19 protein-coding genes are annotated in these 22,193 nt (G+C 63.2%); 16 read left to right on the forward strand and 3 right to left on the reverse strand.

Annotated features, from left to right (window positions below; translation table 11 throughout):
* Window positions 1–26: 26 nt before the first annotated feature.
* Together ACESK8_RS01925 and ACESK8_RS01930 are read right to left on the reverse strand one after the other, a co-directional pair.
* Window positions 27–644: a DUF305 domain-containing protein gene (locus ACESK8_RS01925; RefSeq protein ID WP_372967020.1), complete on the reverse strand. Its 618-nt coding sequence runs from the start codon at window positions 642–644 to the stop codon at window positions 27–29.
* Between the two features lie 83 nt (window positions 645–727).
* Window positions 728–1,162, reverse strand: a complete 435-nt coding sequence (locus ACESK8_RS01930; protein ID WP_347125492.1) for a DUF6153 family protein — start codon at window positions 1,160–1,162, stop codon at window positions 728–730.
* A gap of 177 nt (window positions 1,163–1,339) precedes the next feature.
* Between ACESK8_RS01930 and trxA the strand changes: the two genes are divergently transcribed.
* The 16 genes from trxA to ACESK8_RS02010 all read left to right on the forward strand — a co-directional run bounded on the left by trxA (window position 1,340) and on the right by ACESK8_RS02010 (window position 21,805).
* Entirely contained in the window at window positions 1,340–1,663 is a 324-nt protein-coding gene (gene trxA, locus ACESK8_RS01935) for a thioredoxin (RefSeq protein ID WP_347125955.1), read from the forward strand.
* 8 nt (window positions 1,664–1,671) lie between these two features.
* A complete protein-coding gene (locus tag ACESK8_RS01940; RefSeq protein ID WP_347125494.1) occupies window positions 1,672–1,992 on the forward strand; it encodes an iron-sulfur cluster assembly protein in 321 nt (106 codons plus the stop codon).
* Between the two features lie 16 nt (window positions 1,993–2,008).
* Window positions 2,009–2,680 (forward strand): hypothetical protein, encoded by a 672-nt coding sequence (locus ACESK8_RS01945; RefSeq protein ID WP_347125496.1) that lies wholly within the window; start codon window positions 2,009–2,011, stop codon window positions 2,678–2,680.
* A gap of 687 nt (window positions 2,681–3,367) precedes the next feature.
* A complete protein-coding gene (locus ACESK8_RS01950; protein WP_347125498.1) occupies window positions 3,368–3,712 on the forward strand; it encodes a metalloregulator ArsR/SmtB family transcription factor in 345 nt (114 codons plus the stop codon).
* Entirely contained in the window at window positions 3,666–4,256 is a 591-nt protein-coding gene (locus ACESK8_RS01955; RefSeq protein ID WP_347125500.1) for a carboxymuconolactone decarboxylase family protein, read from the forward strand. Before ACESK8_RS01950 ends, ACESK8_RS01955 begins: the two co-directional genes overlap by 47 nt.
* 558 nt (window positions 4,257–4,814) lie before the next feature.
* A complete protein-coding gene (locus ACESK8_RS01960) occupies window positions 4,815–5,693 on the forward strand; it encodes a hypothetical protein (protein ID WP_347125502.1) in 879 nt (292 codons plus the stop codon).
* A 98-nt stretch (window positions 5,694–5,791) separates the two neighbouring features.
* Window positions 5,792–9,340, forward strand: coding sequence for a MobF family relaxase (gene mobF / locus ACESK8_RS01965; RefSeq protein WP_372967102.1), 3,549 nt, complete (start codon window positions 5,792–5,794; stop codon window positions 9,338–9,340).
* A gap of 156 nt (window positions 9,341–9,496) precedes the next feature.
* On the forward strand, window positions 9,497–9,817 hold the full coding sequence (locus tag ACESK8_RS01970) for a hypothetical protein (RefSeq protein WP_347125504.1): 321 nt from the start codon (window positions 9,497–9,499) through the stop codon (window positions 9,815–9,817).
* A 123-nt stretch (window positions 9,818–9,940) separates the two neighbouring features.
* Window positions 9,941–10,141, forward strand: coding sequence for a helix-turn-helix domain-containing protein (locus ACESK8_RS01975; RefSeq protein ID WP_347125506.1), 201 nt, complete (start codon window positions 9,941–9,943; stop codon window positions 10,139–10,141).
* A gap of 69 nt (window positions 10,142–10,210) precedes the next feature.
* On the forward strand, window positions 10,211–11,689 hold the full coding sequence (locus ACESK8_RS01980) for a hypothetical protein (protein ID WP_347125959.1): 1,479 nt from the start codon (window positions 10,211–10,213) through the stop codon (window positions 11,687–11,689).
* On the forward strand, window positions 11,686–12,606 hold the full coding sequence (locus ACESK8_RS01985) for a DNA adenine methylase (RefSeq protein ID WP_347125508.1): 921 nt from the start codon (window positions 11,686–11,688) through the stop codon (window positions 12,604–12,606). Before ACESK8_RS01980 ends, ACESK8_RS01985 begins: the two co-directional genes overlap by 4 nt.
* Entirely contained in the window at window positions 12,606–13,673 is a 1,068-nt protein-coding gene (locus tag ACESK8_RS01990; protein ID WP_347125510.1) for a hypothetical protein, read from the forward strand. The genes ACESK8_RS01985 and ACESK8_RS01990 overlap by 1 nt, the downstream gene beginning before the upstream one ends.
* Window positions 13,663–14,727, forward strand: coding sequence for a hypothetical protein (locus ACESK8_RS01995; protein WP_347125512.1), 1,065 nt, complete (start codon window positions 13,663–13,665; stop codon window positions 14,725–14,727). The genes ACESK8_RS01990 and ACESK8_RS01995 overlap by 11 nt, the downstream gene beginning before the upstream one ends.
* A gap of 511 nt (window positions 14,728–15,238) precedes the next feature.
* Entirely contained in the window at window positions 15,239–16,831 is a 1,593-nt protein-coding gene (locus tag ACESK8_RS02000) for a HEPN domain-containing protein (RefSeq protein ID WP_372967021.1), read from the forward strand.
* 226 nt (window positions 16,832–17,057) lie between these two features.
* Window positions 17,058–20,945: a hypothetical protein gene (locus tag ACESK8_RS02005; RefSeq protein WP_372967022.1), complete on the forward strand. Its 3,888-nt coding sequence runs from the start codon at window positions 17,058–17,060 to the stop codon at window positions 20,943–20,945.
* A gap of 692 nt (window positions 20,946–21,637) precedes the next feature.
* Entirely contained in the window at window positions 21,638–21,805 is a 168-nt protein-coding gene (locus ACESK8_RS02010; protein WP_372967023.1) for a hypothetical protein, read from the forward strand.
* A gap of 89 nt (window positions 21,806–21,894) precedes the next feature.
* Here the strand turns inward: ACESK8_RS02010 and ACESK8_RS02015 are convergent, their stop codons facing one another.
* The gene (locus ACESK8_RS02015) at window positions 21,895–22,170 is read right to left on the reverse strand and encodes a hypothetical protein (protein WP_372967024.1); all 276 of its coding nucleotides are present in this window, start codon (window positions 22,168–22,170) and stop codon (window positions 21,895–21,897) included.
* Window positions 22,171–22,193: the final 23 nt, after the last annotated feature.

Below are 22,193 nucleotides of genomic sequence, written 5' to 3' on the forward strand. Positions count from 1 at the left end.
AGACGGTGACGCCCCACCGGGGTGCCTCAGAGCTGAGCGAGCAGATCTTCCATGGTGGTGATCTCCGCGGACTGCGTGTCCACTACCGCCTGGGCCAGTTCCTTCGCGTCCGGGTTCTTCCCGTCGGCCAGCTCGGTCTCGGCCATCTCGATCGCGCCCTTGTGGTGCTCGATCATCTGCTCGAGGAACATCCTGGCAGCCTCGGTGCCGGTCGCGGCCTCCAGCTGCGCCATGTCCTCCTCAGACATCATCCCGCCGCCGTGGTCCATGTCGCCCATGTCCATATCGTCGGCGGACATGCCCCAGTCATCGAGCCAGCCCTGCATCGTGTCGATCTCGGGCTGCTGCGCATCCTTGATCTGCTGCGCCAGATCCAGCACCTGCTGGTCGACGTCGCTCTTGGCGAGGATCATGTCGCTCATCTCCACCGCCTGCTGGTGGTGGGGGATCATCATCATCGCGAACATCGAATCGGCCATGTTGAAGTCCGTCTCTGCGGACTCCGACGGCGCCGACGAGGACCCGTCGCCGTGATCCATGCCCGGCATCGAGCCGCCGTTGTCGGCGCACCCGGCCAGGAACAGGGCCGTCGCCAGCGGAACGGCGACGAGTGCTGCGGTGCGGAGCTTCTTCTTCATCATCATCAATCAGTCCTTCTCTTGGATGTACGTGAACGCCCGCGAACGGGCACAGCAGGAACCCCACCGGACGGCGGGGTCAGGCGCGTTCACGTCCGACTGATCGACAACTCCCGCAGTGAGGGCGGGCGGCTCGGAGCCGGCCGGGCCACGAACACCACAGACCACCACACGGCCCGTCCGTGCGGGGATAGGCCGATCAGCCGGGGGACCAGCAGGAACAGCACCGTCGCCAGCAGCGCCAGCACGCACATCACCATCAGCGCGTCGTGACCGCCCTCTGGACTGCACGTCGCACACGCATGCTCCGAGTGCTCCGCCGGGGCAGACGCGGCACCATGATGACCCTCCGACACCGCACTGCCGGCCATCTCGGCCGTCGTCGACGACATCGCAGGCGCGTGGGAGGAGGCCAGGGTGTGCATGCCCAGCAACCCGACGATGATCGCGACGGAGAAGCACACCACGAGCAGCCACCGCGTCGATCGCGGTAGCCGGGTACGCAGCGCGGACAGGCTGATCATCCCTCCTAGCCTAACGCTAGTACCGTACCCCCGCACGGTAAACGAAGGGTGATCAATGTCACCGAGTAGCGGCTGCTGTGATGACGGCGGGAATACCCCTAGGGGGTAGTGTGTTGTGGATGGTGGGCCATCCGGTCCATGACCTACAGCGGGATCGCCGCGCAGGAAGGAATCATTATGAGTCAGCCCGTCATCGTCACTGAGCAGACCTTCGACGAGATCGTGCTCCAAAGCGACATCCCCGTGCTCGTAGATTTCTGGGCTGCCTGGTGCGGGCCGTGCCGTGCACTGGCGCCGATCCTTGATCAGATCGCTGCCGAGCAGGACGGCAGGCTACGGATCGCGAAGCTGAACGTCGACGAGAACCCCGCCCTCGCGGAGAAGTACCAGATCACCTCGATCCCGGCGCTGAAGGTGTTCCAGAATGGCACGGTGATTCGCCAGATCGTCGGCGCCATGCCCAAGCCGGCGCTCGAGGACAAGCTCAGCGGCATCATCTGAGCGGCCGCGTGACAACGCAGGCGGTCTGGGACGCGCTCACCTACGTCTTCGATCCCGAGCTCGAGGTCGACATCGTGAACCTCGGGCTGGTGTACGGGGTCGAGCGGCGCGAAGACGGAGCGTACGCGCTGACCCTCACGCTGACCACCCCCGAGTGCCCACTCACCGACACCATCGAACGGGAGATCGACTTTCATCTGGCGCACCTTGGCGTGGAGTACCGCATCGACTGGGCCTGGTCCCCTCGCTGGCATGAAGGACTCGTCACGGCAGAAGGCCGCGACATGCTACTCGCGGTCGGCTACCGGGTCTCCCCGCGCACCGCCTGATGATGACAGGAGTGAGATGACCGAACAGCTGATCCTGGCCGATGCCCAGTCGGCTCGGGATGCGCTCGTTTTCGCCGAGCGCGCAGCGCATGTAGGGGACGAAGCCGTCCGACTGCAGGCGGCACGAGGGACGCTGGTGATGTCCGCGGCTGCACTGGCCCCGCAGGGGCTGCTGGATTCGACTCCGATGGTGCTCGCGCTCCGTGTGCTCCGCACAGACCCCGAGTTGGTCTGCGACCTCACGGTCGAGTCGCTTACCGAGACCCTTGACCCTGTCGCCCTGCGCCTTCCGGAGGTGTCTGTCGCGCGCGGATGGGCGAGCGTGGAGATCCCTCGAGGGGGATGGTCGCAGACCGGGACGGTCAACGCGGCCACCTTGAGCCGCGTCGCGCAGGCAGGCAATGCTGAAGTCGCCCAAGCGCTCCCCTACAATCCCGGAAGGGACATCGTCGGCAAGGTGCGCGCCCGGATCTGGGGGCAGCCCGAGAAGGAGCTCGCAGACCTTCCCCGTGGCGTCGCATTCGCTGCCGTAGCCTTCGGCTTCGTCGGCGTGCCGACCGAGAGTGCATTGGTGTGGCGCGCAGGCCGATGGACGCGGATAAGCCTCCGACGCGGACATCTTCTGTACCGGGGCCCGGTCGTCGCAGGGCTCACAGAGGTGCGCCGGACCGGCCCGCAATCACGCTGAACAAATTCTCCAACCTCACTACTTACCCCAGGGGTAGAGAGTGAGGATCTTCGCCCGCTGCACCAGCAGGCTCCTGACTCACTAGGAATACGATGACCCACACGCTCCTCATCCTCGGAGCCGGTCCTGGTACCGGACAAGCCATGGCCCCCAAGTATGCGGCGGAAGGGTGGAACATCGCCCTGGTCGCCCGGCGCGCCGAAACCCTGGCCACCATCGCCGAGAGCATTCGCTCGGCTCCTGTTATACCCGGCAATCAATGCCGTGCAGCTCACCCTCGCCGATCTTGCACACAGCGATGTCGGCGCAGTCCTTTGCGCCAGCGGTGCGAGTTCCATCAGGGCCCAAACGGGCGTGAGCGGTCCCGCTCCGAGCTTGGCGGCAACTCTGAACCGCCTCCAGACGCCCCACGATGAGCTTGCCTGTGAGGTGTTCGTCGGAGCCTTGTTCATCGCCGCCATGCTCGAAGGAAGCGCCCCGCCGAATCCGCCGCGGAGTGGAACGCGTGGATGGTCGCTTCCTCTGCATCGACCCGACAGTCATTGCTGAATGAACCTCTCTGGAGTCGCCAGGGGCTTCGCGATGACCAGATCGAACGGTCATCGGGTGGTGCGTGAGACGCTCACAGGAGAGTAGATCGAGCTATCACGCTACTACTCCCTACGGGTACGGGGTATGATGGCTATCATGAGGCAGGGACAGCACGAGAACGTCAACTATGAAACGCCATATCTCGACGCCGCCGTTGCGGTCTTCGCTCTTCTAGCCTCGCCCGTTCGCGTCAAGATTGTGCTCGCGCTGCAAGATGGCGAGATGTCCGGGGGTCTGCTTGCCGACATCGCCGACCTCTCCCTCGAACAGGTCAGCGGGGAACTTGTCGCTCTCGAATCCGTCGGCATCATCGCATGCCAGCAGGAAGGACGCCGTGACTTCTACCGCCTGGCGAACGAGCATGCCGGTGCGCTGGCGTCGAATGCGATCTTCCATGCGCAAGATCGTGACGGCATCCACGATCTCGGCCGGATTCGATAGCCGGGTGATGACGAAGGAGGATCCCATGCCTCGTCTGTCCCGCTTGACTCCCGAGACCGCCATCGGCGCCTCTCGTGATCTGCTCGGCGACCTCGTTAGTCGGCATGGCGCCGTCGGGGACATGGTGTCCACCATGGCCCATTCCCCGGCGGTGCTCGGCGGTTACTTGCAGCTCAGTAAGGCGATGCGGCGCGCCAAACTGGATCGGAAGACGAGCGAGCTCATCTCGATCGCGGTGCAAGCGCAGCAAGGTTGCGGGCTATGCCTCGAATCCCACATCAGCAGCGCAAGGTCGCTCGGCGTGCGCGAGGAAGAGATCCAGCTCGCACAACAGGGGCGCTCGAACGACCCCGCGATTGCGGGCATGATCGAACTCGGACTCCACATCTATCGCGCTCCGGCCGCCATCACGGACGTCCAGATCGACCGGCTTCGCCAGCTTGGATACAGCGATCGTGAGATCGCCGATGTAGTCGGGGTGGTCTCTCTCAACATCCTCACCGGCGCGTTCAATCTCGTCGCCGGCCTTACTCCAGGCGAGTAGCGTCCCGCGCTTCCGAGAACTCCCCCCGGCGCCGGTGCTAGTCGTTTCTGCTCGCCACAAGAGCCGAACGCGGGGTGCCGAACGCCACGGGAACTTTCCAGGCGCCCGGCGCGACGATTACCTCCAGAAATGGCAGTATCCCGCCCGCTCAGAATCGGGCACCAGAGGCCAGTGCAGCCTGCCAAGGGCTCGCGATGTCGTCGGTGTTGATTCCCAACCGAGCGCGAGGTGGGAGCGAAGCGCATCGTGTGCTGTTAGTTCCAGCGCGACCACACATGCTGTGGCCGGGGTCCGGCCTCGTCTTTGGTGGGCGCCGTCGAATTGTCCAGTTCTTCGTTAGGTATCGGCGCAAGCTCTTCGCGTTCTGAACGATGAGGGCATGCTCGATTTCGCTCTGGCTGCTCGCTAGTCCCTGTACCGCCTTCGAGCTACCACGCGTCTTGCAGGTCGAGGTCTCACGGCCCTCGTCGTCCGCAAGAAGACGATGCTGTATGTAAGCGAGGCGCCAGAGCGCGGAGGAAGCGCGCGGGTACCCTGGGGCTTCAAGAGGAGGGGCCAATGAACGTCAAGCCCGAATGGCAGGGGACAGCGCAACATGGCGAAGCCTCCGATCTGTCGCGCTGGTTGGTGCATCTCACGCGCTCGGAGGACGACCTGATCTCGATACTGACAACGGGCACGATCGAGGCCCGTGCACCTTTCGGCGCCGGGAGGTACTACTCAGGCGTCCAGCACCTTCACCAGTCGGTTTGTCTCACTGAGACGCCGCTGCACGAGCTTGGACGTATGACTTCGCGGCGTCCGTGGGGAATCGTCTTCGATAAGGAGAGGTTGCGCATGAAGTTGGACGCTCAACCTGTCTGGTATCTCAGCGACCCCTCGCCGCAGTGGCAAGCGCTTCGCGCCGCGATGGATGACGCAGAAGACATGCCAGACGCGCCGATCTGGCAACTGACTCCATACATTGATGGCGTCCGCAACCGCCAGAGCAAGCGTCCGAACGACTGGCGATGGGAACGCGAATGGCGTGTGCGAGGCGACCTGGAGTTCGAGCTCGGCGACGTCTCCATGATCGTGTCTAGCGAAGCGGGAGCGACAGCCATTCTGGATGAGATTTCCGTCGGCCTGCCATGGGTATCTCCTGATGGTGGTCGACCTCAGTGGGCGGGCGGCTTCACCGGAGGTTGGGACGCCGCTATCGAGCAGATGCTCGACCGATTCCACATGACTTTCACTTCTCTAGACAACGCGGGGATGCCTTGGGACAGTGAGGACAAAGCGTACGTTCAACTCGTTGAGTTCCACGACACCGCCTATGCCATGGACGAGGTGTTCGGCTACCTGATGCCGGACCTGTATGAAGCGATCGAGTCTGCTTTGAGCAATGAGAGCTACCAGTGGTGCCTGACCTATGACCTCGAATACTGGGGAGATTAGCGAACCGCCTCAAGGTGACCACCCTCCGGCCCTCGCGCGAGTGGTGACCTTCGGACTGCAAGTCGATGCTGCGGGAGACATGGCCCCACCTGCTCATCATGACGGTATCGATGCGCGTCATGTCGGCAGGCGACGGATACAGGTACCTGCTGCGCAGCGTCGCGGCCGGTGACGGCGACCGATCGCTTTCGACACCGTTCATGCGCTACTACGCCGAGGAAGGCAGTCCGCCGGGTCACTGGCTCGGCGCGGGCGTCGCTGCGCTCGGCAGCGCGATCCAGGTCGACGATCAGGTCTCTGAGTCCCAGCTTCAGCTCCTCGTCGGTATGGGCCGGAACCCGGTCACGGGCGACCCACTGGGCCTTGCGTATCCTGCCTACAAGACTGTGGCTGGGCGTGTCGAGGAGCGTACCGCCGCGCTCGACCCGGTGCTCGGACCGGTCAGTCGCGCCGAGGCGGTAGCGCAGATCGAGGCAGAAGAACGAGCGCGCGGGACGCGTCGCGCCGTCGCCGGGTACGACTTCACGTTCTCGGTCCCGAAGTCCGCGAGCGTGTTGTGGGCGGTTGCGGATGCGGGGACGCAGGCGTTGATCGCGGATGCGCATCATGCGGCGGTCGCGGAGGTGGTTGCGTTCATGGAGCGGGAGGTCGCAGCCACCCGCACCGGCGCAACCGCCCGCAACGGCGCCGTTGCACAAGTCGATGTCCGCGGTCTGATCGCCACAGCGTTCGACCACTACGACTCCCGCGCGGGTGACCCACACTTGCACACGCACGTCGTCATCTCGAACAAGGTGCAGACCGTCCTCGACGGAAAATGGCGCTCCCTCGACGGGCGCCCGATGCACGCCGCCACGGTCGCGCTCTCCGAGCTGCACGAGGCAGTGTTCGCCGACCACCTGACACGCGCCTTCGGCGTGGAGTGGGAGGCCCGCGACATGGGGCGAGACCGCAACCCCGCCTGGGCGGTGACGACGGTGCCGGAGCAGCTGGTGGCGGAGTTCTCCTCCCGCTCCCGGCACATCGACATGGAGAAGAACCGCCTCATCGCGGAGTACGTCGAGAAGCACGGCCGGCAACCGTCGACGGCGACGATCCTCAAGCTCCGCGCCCAAGCCACCCTCATCACGAGGCCCGAGAAGCAGGTCCGGTCCCTCGCCGACCTGACCGCCGAATGGCGGCAGCGAGCCGGCCGCCTGCTCGGGCGGGATGCGACCGCGTGGGCGCGGCGCGTCACCACGAAGGAGGCGCCGTTGCTGCTACGCGCCGACGACGTCCCGCTGGATGTGATTGCTTCCCTCGGGCAGAGCGTGGTCGAGACGGTCGGCGAGAAGCGGTCCACCTGGAGGCGGTGGAACCTCACCGCCGAGGCGGCCCGGCAGACGATGGGCTACCGCTTCGCGTCCACCACGGATCGGGAGGCGATCGTCGGGCTGGTGATGGACGCCGCCGAAGCCGCCTCACTGCGGCTGACCCCACCGGAACTCACGTCAAGCCCGGTGGCGTTCCGCCGCCCGGACGGCACGAGCGTGTTCCGCCCGAAGCACTCGACGGTGTTCTCCTCCGAACTCTTGCTCGCCGCCGAAGACCGCCTCCTCGAGCGCGCCCGCACGACGACCGCTCCCACGGTGCCGCTGGAAACCGTGGAGCGGATCGCGGCCCGCCCCGACCGGCAGGGGCGGGTGCTCGGCGAGGAGCAAACCGCTGCGCTCGCATCCGTCGCGGTGTCTGGGCGCATCGTCGATGTCCTGGTCGGCCCCGCCGGGGCGGGCAAGACCACCGCCATGAACGCTCTGCGGCGGGCCTGGGAGCACGAGCACGGCCGCGGGTCCGTGGTCGGACTGGCGCCATCTGCGGTCGCAGCGCAGGTGCTCGCCGATGACCTCCGCATCCAGACGGAGAACACCGCGAAGTGGTGGCAGAACCACCTCGTCCAGGGAGAAACATTCCGCAAGGGGCAGCTCGTCATCGTGGACGAGGCGTCGCTGGCGGGAACCCTGTCCCTCGACCGCATCGCCCGTCTCGCCTCCGAGGCCGGGGCGAAAGTGCTGCTGGTTGGGGACTACGCACAGCTCCAGTCCGTCGACGCCGGCGGCGCCTTCTCCCTCCTCATCCACGACCGCGGCGACGCCCCCGAACTGGTCGACATCCACCGCTTCACGAACATATGGGAGAAGACCGCGTCCCTCGGGCTCCGGCACGGGCGTACCGAGGTCATCGACACCTACATAGAGCACGACCGCATCCAGGGCGGCGAGATGGAGACGATGGTCGACGCCGCCTACATTGCGTGGCAAGCCGACAGGCAGGCCGGACGGGCGACGGTGCTGGTCACCGACTCGAACGAATCCATCCAGGCGCTTAACCAGCGCGCTCGCACGGACCTGATCCTCGACGGCACCGTGGACGCTCGCCGCGAGGTAGCGCTGCTGGACGGCACGCGCGCCGCCGTCGGGGATTCGGTCATCACCCGGCACAACGACCGCCGCCTGCGCGCCGGCCGCGGCTGGGTCCGCAACGGCGACCGCTGGACGGTCACCGAGGTCCGCGACGACGGCTCCCTCACCCTCCGCCGCGCCGACCGCAAGTGGGGAGCCTCGGTTGTGCTCCCCGCCGCGTATGTGGCCGAACACCTCGACCTCGGCTACGCCGTCACCTCCTACCGGGCCCAAGGCATCACGGTGGACACCTCGCATGTGCTCGCGGACGCGAGCATGACCAGGGAGAACCTGTACGTGGCGCTCACCCGCGGACGGGAGACGAACCGCGCCTACGTCGTGACCGACAAGCCTGACGACTCCCACGACGGCCCGCATCCTGGCGACAACACCGAGGCCACCGCCCGGTCGGTGCTGTTCGGGGTGCTCCAGCACGTCGGTGCCGAGCTCTCCGCCCACGAGACCATCACCGCCGAACAGGACGCTTGGGCGAACATCGGCCAGCTCGCGGCCGAGTACGAGACGCTGGCGGCAGCCGCGCAACGCGACAGGTGGGCGCTCCTCGTCCGCGCGTCCGGTCTCACCGAGGAGGAGGCCGAGGACGCGATCGCATCCCCAACGTTCGGGGCGCTGACCGCCGAGCTCCGCCGCGCCGAGGCCAACCACCACGACATCGAAACGCTGCTGCCGCGCCTCGTGCGGGCGCGCGGGTTCACCGACGCCGACGACATCGCCGCCGTCCTCCACTACCGCGTCTCCCGAGCCACAGCGAGGCCAGCGGGGTCCGGCCGCGCCCGCAAGGCACCCCGCCTGATCACTGGACTCATCCCCGAAGCCACCGGCACCGTGAGCAGCGAGTTCCGGCAGGCGCTCACCGAACGACGCGACCTCATCGAGACCCGCGCCGACGCGCTCCTCGATACCGCGCTCACCGAGAAGCAGACCTGGACGAATGCGCTTGGCGCCCCGCCGAAGGATGCCAAGACCGAAGCGACCTGGCGGCGACTTGCCCGCACCGTCGTCGCCTACCGCGACCGCTACGGCATCACCGATCCCACTCCGCTCGGAACCCCGTCCGAGAACGACGCGGAGAAGATCGACGCCGCCCGGGCCAAGGCCGCCCTCGACCGGGCACGCAGCCTCGCACGGGGAGCAGGGGAGGAGCCGCAGCGTAGGCCGGAACGAGAGCCGGTCCGCCGCGCGCTGTGAGCCCGGTGCCCTTCCCGATGTCAGGCCACCGTTCTACAGTGGAGGACGAGGCGGCCTCTATATTGGCGCTGTCGCTCCCCGCGACGGTATGACCACCCCGCACGCTGGGCGGTCCTTTCAGGTTCTTGTCGCCGAACCCCTGGAAGGACTATGCCCGTGTTCCGGCTCATCTGGGCGGCCAGCGTCCGCACCCGCGACATCCTCAGCTACGCGCCCACGAACCTCCTCATCGCCGCCACCCGCACCCGCCGCGGCCTGCGCTGGGGTATCCCCGCGATGCTCCTCGCGATCCCGTACCTGCTCGCCGCCTACTGGTGCGTCACGACCATCGAAGCCGGCGGCCCCCGATGGCTCAACCTCGTAGTGCTGCTGTGCGCGTGGAACTCGGTCAAGTTGACCCTGAACGGACCCGCCAGCGTCCTCCGGCTGCTGCACGCGAGGGTAAAGGAGTGGCGCGGCGTTCGGGCGGGGTCGTGATCGAGACGGCGTCCTTGAGTCCAGATCACGCGGTACGGCATCGAGGAGCGGCGTGTGCCTGGTCATGCGCGGTGCACCGCTGGTAGCGTGAACTTACGTCCCAAAAGAGGAGAGAGCCGGAAGATGGCGGAAGATCACGAAGTCCTGACTACGGAGGAAGCTGCCGCGCTCCTTCGCGTCAGCACCAAGACGGTTCTCTCCCTTGTGCGTTCCGGCAAGTTGCCAGGCGAGAAGGTTGGACGAGCTTGGCGCTTCCCGAAGCGCGACGTCCTGGACTATGTCCGAGGGTCGAGCGAACCTAAGGCGGGGATCGTGGATGAGTAAGGTGCAGAGCTTCGACACGACCGAGATCGGGATGCCCGCTGCATGGCGAGGTAGGCGGCTGTGATCAACATGGCGACATGGGAAGAGCTGACCGTTGACATCGTCAACGGTGTCAGACTCGACCCCCGAAACGTCCGGTTGGACATCCCCGACGGAGTCCCTGAGTCCGACATTGTTCAGGACCTCTTCACGAACGAGAAGGCTCTAAACCTTGTTGAAGGCATCACGAAAGTCGGTCTTCTGACTCACGAGGTCCCCATCGTCGTTGAGCGTGACGGCACTCTCGTTGTCGTCGAAGGAAACCGTCGAGTGGCGGCGCTCAAAGCGATTCAAAACCCGTATCTCGCGCCGGACCACCAAGCACGAATCAGCAAGCTCGCGCAGAGCATCGAGAGCCGTGATGAACTCCGGCAAATCACCGTGAAGAAGGCGCCCACGCAAGACGATGCCGACCAACTGATCGCGGCGCTCCACACCGGAAACCAGCGTGTTGCCTGGAGCCCGGCTCGGCAAGCGGCGTTCTTCCAAGCACAGCTTGACGGTGGCAAGACCGCCGAGCAGCTCGTCGCGCAGTACCCGACCATCGATGTCCGAAAGTTCATCACTCGAAGCAAGATTCTCGGACTCTTTCGCGGCGTCAGCTTCGCTGACCCGTCGCTCCGCGACTACGTCAATCGTCGCCGCTTTCCCGTGTCGACTCTCGCACGGCTCTACGAGAACGACAAGTTCCTGCAGCTCGCCGGTATCGAAATCGATAGCGGCACAGGGAATGTAGAACTTCGTTCGTCGCGAGTTCTCTTCGAACGTCTGGCGACCAAGATCGTCTCCGATATTCGTGACGGGGCTATCAACACGCGTGTCCTGAACAGAACCTCCGGCGAACGGTACGTCGCCTACATGGACGAACTGCGCGACTTGCTCAACGAGTACGAGGACTCGACTGCCGACCACAGCGCATCTCATGAATCCTCGTCATCGAATGCAGGCTCGGCAGGGTCCAACCACAAAGAGGGCGGACCGAATGGCGAGCACCGCGATGGTGACCAGACGTCATCTGACACGGAATCGGATGCAGGTAGTGACAAGGCAAAGCCGTTCCCGAGGAAGCGGAACTACCTCAACACAGACAATCTCACGGTTCCGACCACTTTCCCCGCGTCGATTCACGAGATCGTCAAGGAACTCTCCGCAATCAACATCCAGCGATTTCCAAACGCGACCCTCGACCTACTGCGCACCTTCCTGGAGAAGACGATCAAGGCCCATGCCGAGGTGCTCGGGGAGGACATCAAGAAGGGCTCCAATGAGCAGGGATTCGTGTATCTCTCGAACTGCCTCGTCTGGCTCGAAGAGCACTTCAAGACGACCGGACAGACCGCCTTTATCCAGCCCGTACAGAAGATTCGCGGTGGACGCTACGGCTTCGTCGGGTCGAAGGCCCACCTCGACGCAACCAACCACAACCATCACATCTTTGCCACACCCGATGACGTTCGCGAATGCTGGGCGACCATCGAAGGAGTCATGAAAGCGGTACTCAAACCATGACGCGAACAGCGACATCTGCCAGGAAGAGAGTGACCATTTCACCTCTTCGGTACCCCGGTGGCAAGGGACTGCTCTACTCGCGACTGCGGACCATCATCCGCGAGAACGACCTCACTTCAAGCGTCTACGTCGAACCCTACGCCGGGGGAGCCGGGGCCGCTCTTGCGCTACTGGTATCCGGTCAGGTCGAGCGAATCGCAATCAACGATCTCGACCCGGCGGTGTTCGCGTTCTGGAACGCAGTCGTTACGCAGCCTGGCGAGTTCACGCGGCTCGTCAACAACGTTGAACTCACCGTGGATGAGTGGGAGCGACAGCGAGAGGTCTACCTGACATCGCCGAGAGAGGACCACCTTCCCCTTGGGTTCGCCACCTTCTACCTCAACAGGACTAACCGTTCCGGTGTGCTGAACGGCGGGCCGATCGGCGGGAAGGACCAGACGGGAAACTATAAGATCGACGCTCGCTTCAATCGGGAGGGTCTGGCGGAGCGGATCAGGTTGATCGCGCTGCACGCGGACCGTATCGCCGTGACCAACGAAGACGGTCTAGACGTGATCTCACGCTACTCCGACAGCGAGGACGCCTTCATCTACGCAGACCCGCCCTACTTCGAGAAGGCTGGCTCCTTGTACCTCAACGCGTTCCAAGAAGCCGACCACAAGGCGCTTGCTGAACGTTTGAAGAGTGTCGAGCGAGCGAAGTGGATTCTTACCTACGACAACGTCCCCCAGGTCGCAGAGCTCTACTCAACTCTCCGACGACGACTCTTTGCCCTGAACTACTCCGCACACCGCGTTATGAAGGCTAACGAAGTCATGGTGTTCTCACCCCACCTCGCGATCCCGGAAGAACTCGAATCCGCCCACGCTGATCTGGTGCAGCGTGTGGGCGGCACTATAGAAGGAGCGTCCTGATGGCGCGGCTCGAAAAGGCGGCACCCGACACGCTATCCCTCGATCTGTCGAACCCGCGGATGCCGGACGCGAAGTTCACCGACGAGGATGAGGCGATCGCCTACCTCTACGTTCAGGCAGATTTGGGCGAGCTGATCCAGTCGATCGGGAACTCGGGATGGCTGGACTTTGAGCCTCTCATCGTCGAAGAGTCGACGCGAACCGTCGTCGAAGGCAATCGGCGCCTCGCAGCTCTGCGCATCATTGCGAGTCCTCGCCTCCAGCAGCAGTTCAAGGTGTCCCTCCCGCAGCCACTACACGCCAACGCTGTACCGACTGAAATCCAGGTGAACTACGTCGGTAGTCGCAAAGAAGCGCGCGACTTCATCGGGTTCAAGCACGTCAATGGCGCGTTTAAGTGGGATTCCTACGCGAAGGCGAGATTCGCGCACTCGTGGCTCCAAGACGGGGACGATATCGATGAAGTGAGCCGTAGGCTGGGAGATGGCCACAACACCGTCAGCAGACTCGTCAACGGTGTCGTCGTCCTGGAACAAGCGGAGGAAGCCAAGCTTTTCGACCGTGAACTCCGGTCCAAGAAGTCCTTCTACTTCTCGCACCTCTACACTGCGTTGTCCACGGTGAACGTTCGCCAGTTCCTCGGACTGCCCGAGAGCGACAACTCAGTGCTGCCAGCAAACCCCGTGCCCGCGTCACACCGACCGCAGCTTCGTAACTTCCTGTCATGGCTCTACGGACAGGAGGACGAGCCGGCGCTCATTCGGAGTCAGAATCCCGACCTCGGACGACTCGTAAACGTACTCGGCAGCGATCGCGCAGTCCGGGTACTTGAGTCCAACCGTGACCTCGACCGGGCTTTCGACGTCGTGGAGGACAAGGCCAAGGCCTTTGAAAAGGCGTTCTATCAACTCGCCAGTTCGGCCGAGGACGTCTCGCGCATCATTGCTCGCTACGACCCCAAGTCTGACTTGGTTGATGATGCCGAATCGACCCTCCGTGTGGTGACCATCGTGGTCAACGCGATGAAAGAGGCGCACCTTCGAGGCAACTCCGCCGATGAGAATTAACGCGCCACTGGAACGCTCGACGCGGAGCGTGGCGGCCGACTGGGTAGAACTGCATGCGCTTGTTGACGAGTCGGGAGCCAATGAGCAGAGCCTGATTCGAAGCCAGACCGTTCAGAGGGAGCCTGACCATGGAAGCCTGCTGACCGATCTCGACGCCGAGCTTGTCGATGAGGAGATCCTGGAACCTGAGAACGATCAGCTTTCTGAGCGCGTCTACGAGGAGCTTGCCTACCGTGAGCGCGTGCTTGGCGCTCTGTACCCCTTCGAGCTCGTATCGGAGTTCGGCAAATGGGCGCTTAGGCGTCGAGCGGCGCTGAGCGAAGCTGATCAGGCCGCACACGACTGCTATGTCTGCTGCCTTCTGATCTCCGCTATCCACTCCGAGCTCTTGCCGACGAAGAGCGACCATGAGGTGTTCAAGTCGAGCGCGAGAGCTCTCCAAGTTGAGTCGTATCTGACGGCCGCAGAAGTGCTGGGCGGGCGTGCGTACTGGTTCGGCTTTCCGCGTCCCGACGGATCGGGGATGCTCAAAGCGATCCAAGACCTTGCTTCCTCTATGGGCACCGCTGTAGCGCCGGACGACCGACCGACCGGACTCTCACCACATGCGGCTGATGGAACTGTCGACATCGTCGCCTGGCGACCTTTTCTTGACGGCGAGGCCGCTTCGATCGTCGCTTACGGGCAAGTCGCGTCTGGGAGCAACTGGACCGCCAAACCCATCAAGTCGTTCATTGAAGGTCACTTCCTTCCTTGGTTCGTGAAGATGCCCTCACACAAGCACATCGAGATGCTCTTCGTTCCCTTCCCCCAGCATCACGAGCAGTCAGAAGAGAAGAAGGTTGACTTCCGAACGGTTGCGACGGAGAAGGCACGCTTTCGGGAGAACGACTACGGGGTGGTTATCGATCGGCTCCGGCTCACAGAACTTATGGCGCTCTCGAAGGTGAATGGAAGATACGACGAACACGAGTACCAGGAGCATGAGGAGTACGTTCGCGCCTGGTCGACAGACGCACTGTCCTACGCCAGGGGGAGTGCCGTAGCGGCCTGATGGGCCGTGGGTGTCTCTGCTAGATGCTGCTGGCGAAGTGGACCAATCAGGTGACCAACAGCCTGCAAACCCTGCAAAACGTGACGTCCAGAGCACACTCCTGAAAAGCAAAACCCCTGGTCAAGCAGGCTAAGACCGATCATCCTGCCACCTGGGGGTCAAGGGGTCGCAGGTTCAAATCCTGTCAGCCCGACCGAGAGGTCCCGGAAACTCAAGGGTTTCCGGGACTTTCTAGTTGGTGAGATGTGATCCGGTCATCGAAACCCATCACTTTGACGCCCTCACTGCTCTCTCGGTCCGCCGCGCTCCGGTAGCGGAGCGACCGTGCCAGTTGCTCCCGATTCGTGGGTGGGAGCAGGACGCACCTGTTCGGTATGGACATCGAACACAGGAACCCTCGAGTGGGCGCTCCCGGCGCATTCACTCTTGCGAGCTTCACGCGCCGGTTCGCGCTTGCGGCGACGGCATCCCGACACGGTTCGATGTCGTAGCGTAGGTGCATTATGAAGGCGTGACCGAAACTCTGCTAGACGAGCATCAGGACTGGACGGGCCAGTGGTGGCGACCCGAGGATCCCGACAACAAGGTGCCTGGGGTGCTGACCTACTCGCCGGACAAGGGTCTACGGCTTCGGCTCATCGGCGGCTGGCAATACAACGTAACGCGCCCGGGTGAGAACGGCTCCACGATCGTCACCGACGAGCTTCAGCACTGGCCAGTGGTCGTCGGCATCGGTGACGGCAAGTTCATCACCTTGTTGAGCGTCCACGTCACAACTGCGCGTTCGTTCAGCCTTGGCGGGATGTTCGGGACGCCTGACAAGCTGGAGTTGAGGGCACACACCGCGCTGGTGGGCGCGCATATGGACGATCCGGACGAACCAGCGTTTACGGCTGCTTCCGCACACGTGGAGGACATGACCGTCTGGTCGCGCAGAACTGGCATCCAGGAGACACATTATTTCGGGCCAGAACGCGACCTCAGCGGCGCGATCGAGTTGGGGCACCTGGAAGCTCTCACGGCCGAATCGGGCCCGCTGACAGTCAAGCTTAGCCACTATGCGTGGCATCCGTATTCTGAGCAGACCCGGTCCCAAACCCTGACGCGCGTGCGCGAACATCAGGTCATCAGATTCGAGCGCGAGGAGCCGCAGTCCTTCGAGTACTGGCTCGATCTGCTCGGAGGCATGGCAGACCTGTTGTCCCTCTCAACGCTCCGTGCGTGCGGGATCATCAGTATGCGCGTGTTCCTGCCGCCGACTCCTGACGATTGGCCCGTCGATCATCCGATGCGGGACCAGCCGCATGAGATCACCGTGTATCAGGTGCGGGTAGTCAAGCCCAAGCCGGATGCGAAGGCCCTCGATCTGCGCAACTACGTCCTAACGCTTGATGACCTTCCCTTCGAGGAGCTCCTTCCTCGTTGGCTAGATGTCCGCGACAGGTTCGCTGCCGCGCGCAGCATGATTCTCGGTTTGCGGTATGTGCGGAGCGGCTACATCGAGACGAGAGTTGTTACGGCTGTTGCCGCCGCGGAGTCGTTCCATCGTGCGCTTGACCCGGCCCCGCCGATTCCTCCGGAAGAGTTCAAGTCACTGCGCAAAGCTCTCCTGGAAGCGGCGCCAGGTGACCGCAAGGCGTGGCTCTCGGACCGTCTCACGGAGCATTCAAATGTCCCCACTCTCAAGCAGCGGCTCCTCGATCTTGTGGGCCGAGTCGGCGAAGCTGGCCTCCGCCTCGTGCATGAACCTGAGGTGTGGGCCAAAGCGGCGAAAGATGCGCGCAACAATCTCGCGCACGTCGGAACCGGCGATAACGATCTGAACCACCTTCATGCTGTCGCTGAGGTCACCGCAAGCTTGGTGATCCTGAACCTGCTTCACGAATTGGGTGTGCCGCAGGATCGGCTCCGAAACGCTGTGGATGAGCACCCCGATCTTTCGCACGCTGCCAAGCTCGCACGACGAGTCCTCTGCAATGACGACTCGATCGTCATGCAGATCGCAGCCGTTGGCGTGACCGTGGTTGACGATAGGCAAGCGTCTCGCCGTCCAGAAGATGAGCAGGGCGGCACGGCGGCCGAAGATCCGTCGACCTCAGGCTAGGTCTATACAGTTAAAGCCTTTCTGCCGGGCGGACCTGGCCTGTCATCGCGGCTGATGCGTCCAGCTAGACCGGCCGCGACGGTCAGCTCGCAGCCGCCCCCCGCGCGGCATCGCCGTAGGACATGTCGGGCCAGCTATAGGCTCGCAGCATCCGGTGCCGGTTCAGGTGCTGGGCGTTGCGTCGACATCGACTGTCGAACACGACACATGAGGTCGTATCTTCCACGTGAACTCGGAGGCTGGCATGGGCCGGAGTAAGACGAGAAAACCGAAGCGCGCTCAAGCAAAGCCGGCGGCACCCGAACCCGACGAACTTGCTCGAATCTATTGTCGGTTCGACCCCGACCAGCTGTGGGCCACATTTTTTGCGGCAGCTTCGTCCCCGTCCGCGCGTCACCGGGCCGTATCAATCGGTGTGGCGCTCGCCGCCAGCCTCCGCGCGAGTTCCGTTTCCAACGAGCGTTCAAGAGAGCCTCTCCCTGACGTACAGGAGTTGGTTGACACGGCGGCTGAGTCCAAGGGCATCGGTGTCATGCACGAGGACTACATCTCGACCGACCCCACCAATGTCGCGACAGTCCGAGTTGATGACGAACTGCTGCGCTATGTGCCAGGTTTGATCGAGAGACCGATAGCCGACCTCTCCCGGGCTCTGCGACTTGCCGACGCGGTAGACGATCGACTTGTGCGGCGGCACAAGTTTGGCATCGCCAACGTTGTCCGAGTAGCGCTCAGGTACGTGGACTACTGCCTGAACACTCTGCTGCCGGAGTGGCAACCGGCTCCGGACATCGAACTCGGCGACGAAATCGAACTTCCAGTCAACGAACTGGACGCCGCAGGCAAGCTCGTTTCCGCTGACCCGCTCGAGTCGCTCCAACTAGACCAAGCGGATCTGCTTGCGCTTGAATGGATGACCTCGCCGGCGGTCTCGGCAAAGTACAACCACGAAAGTCCGACGAGTCCCTTCGGGCGGACTCTGCGTTATCGCCTCTCAACCGCTGACCCGCATTATCGATGGCTGCCACCGACCTATGTCCCCGAAGTGCTTGCTCACGCGGTCACGGAACTTGTCGATGACCTTGAACGTGATAACCGCGCTAGGCGAGCGCTCCGGGCTTCCTGCATCGATGCGATCCGCGGCGCACTTTGGCGGTTCTCGAATACCTTGATCGAGGCGCCGCCCAAAGCACCCGATGAGACGCCTCCACTGACAGGGAACGAAATCCAGTGGCTCGTTCCGGTCGACGGGCCAAACTTCATCGCGGTATCGATCCTCTTCACAGAAGACCTTTCTAGAACAGGGCCGTCGTCGCCAGCGTGCGTAACGCTGGCAGACCGCGTCCGGGACCATGACCCGTCCGACGGCCCGATCTCGGCACAGATCGCTGGTGGCGGCACCATCAAATTGCTCCCCGGCGCAAGCGTTGTTCCGCTTGTCATCGTCGCAGGCACATCCCATCTGATGGCACCTCAGGCTCCTGGCCAAGCAACCCTCGCACTGGAAGACCTCACCTGGATTGCGGAGACAGCAACAGCTGACGACGACCTGTATCGATTCGTCCGTGACTTGAGCTCACCAGAATTCCCATCCAGCTTCGGCTGGGAAGCAATCAACTACTGGGAACCATGGAGGACAAACGACAAGACCTTCTTCAAAGGCGGGATCAGCCCAACACACATGTACTTCGAGGCGCACGCAGGAGAAGCCGAGTGGGAGCGTGCGGTCGCTCTCTCGCGCTTAGAAGTCGCGCTTCACGGAACAGGGCTACCGCCGCTACGGCACGCGGAGATGGCCGAAATCTCATCCGGCAACGTCGCGTCCGTATCGTTCCTTGGCCCCGAGAGCGAATACGACTATCGACGGGGAACCCACCATGCACCTAATCGCATCGGCTGGTCCCTGCCTCTCATCACACCTCCGATCGCAATCGTCAGGTCCGACCCGGACTGGACGGACAGCCAGGAGTATCGGTTCCTGTTCGACGTCTGTGGGGGCCTCATCTTCGCCTTCGACGCAATCGGTGAGTCGTGGCGACGTGCGCACGAAGACCTCGGAACCCGCGGATACCGGCTCTGGCTTCGGGCGGTTGAACGAGGCGATGAGGTGGTTGAGTTCTCATCTTCGCGGACTCGAACGGAGGGTGCTCCGCGCGTGGCGCTCTGGAGTTTCGACCTGGAGGAGTTCGTGCCGCAGGCGGACGGCAAGCCCTTCGCAGCCAATGCGCTCACAGCCAACGCCCTCGAACAGCTTCTTGCGTACGGCGGCGTCGGTGACAGTGTTGCGCAAGAGATCGGACGCGAATGGCTCACCTGCCGACCATTCCTGATACTCGAGACGAAGACCGCGCGAACCAAACTCAACCATCTGCCGAGGCCCTGGCAGCTGAGCTCGTCTGACGAATCAGCGGCAACTGCATCTTTCGCCCGTCGCTTGCACGCGACGGACATACAACCCGGCGCGTACCGTGGGATCGAAGCTAATGCGCTAGTCAGAACCCATCTCGCGCCCGCAGCTCTGGAACAGCTCAACGATCGAATTGCGTTGCACAACACCGATGTGATCGTCGCCATGGGGATGGAGCAACTCAATCGTGTCTATGACCACCTCCAGGAAGAACAAGGAAACCTGACCCGCGTCGCCCAGAATCTGAGCACGGAGTGGGATCCAGTGGCGCGCATGGCCGAGCTTGCCAGCGAAACGCTCGAACTACGGCAGTGCAACGAGATCATCGTCGAAGCCGCATTGAGACTGGACCCAAATGTTGATGGGCAACAGCCTGTTACGGCTCAGAGCTGGAGTGCGCTCCTAGCTGCCGCAGATGCATATCGCACAATGACGACGTTGAGCGAGCGGCTGCACCACCGGGTTGCTCCCGCGATCATCGAGATCAGTTCTGCATACGAGCTCACCTTCAAAGACGACGATCACGTGACTGATGATTCATGGGTGCTGGAAAGGGGATCTCTCAACACGGCGGCAGCCACTATCCGCCTCGGCCCGGTACTCGATGACGACGAGGCAGGCGCAGGAGGAGTTGAGGACGCCGTTGACCCGGCGATGCTGGAATCCTTCGGTGCGTCCACTTCCGATCTCTTCATGGTCTTGATGGCGCTTGCGCAGTGGGATTCGTTCGACGATGGCAGAAGCATCACATTCGCCTCAGAGGACGAGGCTCTCGGCTGGGTCTTTGAAGCAGCCGGTGATCCCGGTGAAGAACAGCAGTTGCGTCTCAGGCACGCATTGCAAATGCTCACAGCGTCTTCAGATGTTCTGCGATCCAGTAGTTGGGAGCCGTGGCAGACACGGACCCGCAGGCATCGTCTACTCGTTCAACCGCTTGTAAGACGTGCGGATGGCGCCATCCTGATCGCTCCGCAGTATCTCCTGACAACCCTGAGCGTCTACAACAATCACCTGACGCAGGGCGTTCTTCCCTGGACGGGCGAGGTGCCTGACAAGGTGTCCAAGGCTCTTGCTGAGAGACGATCGGGGAGGAACAAGGCGTTCGAGCGAACACTTGAGCGGCAGCTTCAAGAAGTTGGGTTCAAGACCATCGCGCGCGTGAAGCCTGGCGACCACGCTCGTCTGGGCGTCCCGGAGCTGACGACAGAAGTCGACCTTGTTTGTGGACGTAGCGGCGATCCGAACATCTGGTTGATCGAGGCGAAAGACCCCGCATCCGTTTATGGCTTTGCGGAGACAGCGCGCCAGCTGCGGACCTTCTACAGCGACTCGGAGAACAAGGGCAGGGTTAAGCCTTGCTATGCCACTCAGCTCGCCCGGAAGGAGGCAGAGCTGAAGCCGAATCTTGAAGACATAGCGAAGAAGCTCGGTCTGGAGCCATTGCCGGATCAGGGCGCCTACGTTCTTCAGACACGATTCGTTACTCGCCATCTAACGCCGGCCGGCTACTGGGTCTCGCGCCCATACGAGGTGCTCACGGTGTCGCAGCTCCTTGCTGCACTTGGTGAAGGCAGCGAGGCCATCGCTCAGACCGCGAGAGACCTGGATTCGTCCCCGTCAGTCGGTTCGGCGATGCCGAGAACTGGTGATCAGAGTCATGACCAGAATCCTGCAGATTGTTCGGCATCACCCGATGATCCTCGGTAGTGTCGTTGTTACGAGAAACACGGAAAGCACGGTTTCTCGCCCGATCGGCGTTCAGACGCCATCGGCAACGAGCACTCAAATGTTCTTGGTTCGGGTGGTGCGCTCGATCCAGCAGGAACCCACCTAAATCACCCGCCACGACCCGCCACCAACCGGGTACACGCGGACCAAGCGAACCGCCTGGTTCCCTGTAAGCACAGGGGAATCCGCGAGTTCCCGAGACGATCGACGGAGACCGGAAATCGACCGGATCCTCCAAGAGGTCGCAGGTTCAAATCCTGTCAGCCCGACCAGATAAGGCCCGGAAACTCGCAAGAGTCTCCGGGCCTTCCCCATGTCCCGGTGAAGCCACTGGACGCGAGTCAACGTCCGCACGTCATCCATGACCACGACGCCACCGCACTTCTCCTCCGCCCCTTGTCAAGAGGTGGACCCCAGCGAAATGCCGACCTAGTCTGCTCTTTCAGAGCGTCGCTGTGCTGGCCTGGGGAGATCGGCACACTGCTCTGAGCCTTCCGTCGAGCGATCTGGGGTCTCGCTCGTCGGAAGGCGCCCCCACCGCTGCGGATGCCGGCGCAAGAATACGATCGCGCCGTACCCTGCACGGCGCGCCCGTCAACCCCCTGCCTCGAGATCGCTCTGCAGGCCTAGCGTCGTATCGACCGAACGACCGACCGGCAGAGGAGATGCAGATGAGCGATCCGCAGAACACGCAGGGAACCCCGGGTGCAGACGAAGAGGCCGACACGGCCTCGGGTGGCGCACCCGATGACTCGTCGTCGAAGAGCACGGACGAGATCATCGAGGACGAGACGACCGACGAAGACGGCAAGCCCCTCGAGAACCCCTCGGGCGGCTGATTCCGCCTCGCAATCCTGAACGGAACGGCCCCTGACCGACGAACGCGTCGGTCAGGGGCCGTTCTGCAGAACGAGGTCCAGATCGTGACCTACGCGTGCCGCACGGTGAGCATTCGCCAGCCGTCCGGCACCTGCGCCTCGAGAGACGCCATGTCGTCCGCCTCGATCTCGCGGACCCCGTCGACGCGCTTGAAGGTGCCGGTGGCCTCCATCTTGGCTTCGCCCTTGAGCATCCGCACGGGGGCCGACACGAGATCGAAGCCCGGCTGCTTGTGCTGGTCGAGCTCGACGAGCACCTCCGCGAGGGTGGTGCCGATGACCTCGGCGGTGCTGGACTCGACAGGGCGGATCAGGGCGTAGAGCATGATCCCAGCCTAGGTCGCGGCCA

The sequence above is a fragment of the Microbacterium sp. genome (assembly GCF_041641055.1).
GTDB lineage: Bacteria > Actinomycetota > Actinomycetes > Actinomycetales > Microbacteriaceae > Microbacterium.

What these genes read in the sequence shown, in the direction of transcription:
- ACESK8_RS01995 (WP_347125512.1), top strand. Translation starts at nt 13,663, where the DNA reads ATGAGAATTAACGCGCCACTGGAACGCTCGACGCGGAGCGTGGCGGCC.
- trxA (WP_347125955.1), top strand. Translation starts at nt 1,340, where the DNA reads ATGAGTCAGCCCGTCATCGTCACTGAGCAGACCTTCGACGAGATCGTG.
- ACESK8_RS01925 (WP_372967020.1), bottom strand. Translation starts at nt 644, where the DNA reads ATGATGATGAAGAAGAAGCTCCGCACCGCAGCACTCGTCGCCGTTCCG.
- ACESK8_RS01955 (WP_347125500.1), top strand. Translation starts at nt 3,666, where the DNA reads ATGCGCAAGATCGTGACGGCATCCACGATCTCGGCCGGATTCGATAGC.
- ACESK8_RS02015 (WP_372967024.1), bottom strand. Translation starts at nt 22,170, where the DNA reads ATGCTCTACGCCCTGATCCGCCCTGTCGAGTCCAGCACCGCCGAGGTC.
- ACESK8_RS01985 (WP_347125508.1), top strand. Translation starts at nt 11,686, where the DNA reads ATGACGCGAACAGCGACATCTGCCAGGAAGAGAGTGACCATTTCACCT.
- ACESK8_RS01975 (WP_347125506.1), top strand. Translation starts at nt 9,941, where the DNA reads ATGGCGGAAGATCACGAAGTCCTGACTACGGAGGAAGCTGCCGCGCTC.
- ACESK8_RS02010 (WP_372967023.1), top strand. Translation starts at nt 21,638, where the DNA reads ATGAGCGATCCGCAGAACACGCAGGGAACCCCGGGTGCAGACGAAGAG.
- ACESK8_RS01990 (WP_347125510.1), top strand. Translation starts at nt 12,606, where the DNA reads ATGGCGCGGCTCGAAAAGGCGGCACCCGACACGCTATCCCTCGATCTG.
- ACESK8_RS01980 (WP_347125959.1), top strand. Translation starts at nt 10,211, where the DNA reads ATGGCGACATGGGAAGAGCTGACCGTTGACATCGTCAACGGTGTCAGA.
- ACESK8_RS01945 (WP_347125496.1), top strand. Translation starts at nt 2,009, where the DNA reads ATGACCGAACAGCTGATCCTGGCCGATGCCCAGTCGGCTCGGGATGCG.
- ACESK8_RS01930 (WP_347125492.1), bottom strand. Translation starts at nt 1,162, where the DNA reads ATGATCAGCCTGTCCGCGCTGCGTACCCGGCTACCGCGATCGACGCGG.
- ACESK8_RS01960 (WP_347125502.1), top strand. Translation starts at nt 4,815, where the DNA reads ATGAACGTCAAGCCCGAATGGCAGGGGACAGCGCAACATGGCGAAGCC.
- ACESK8_RS01950 (WP_347125498.1), top strand. Translation starts at nt 3,368, where the DNA reads ATGAGGCAGGGACAGCACGAGAACGTCAACTATGAAACGCCATATCTC.
- mobF (WP_372967102.1), top strand. Translation starts at nt 5,792, where the DNA reads ATGACGGTATCGATGCGCGTCATGTCGGCAGGCGACGGATACAGGTAC.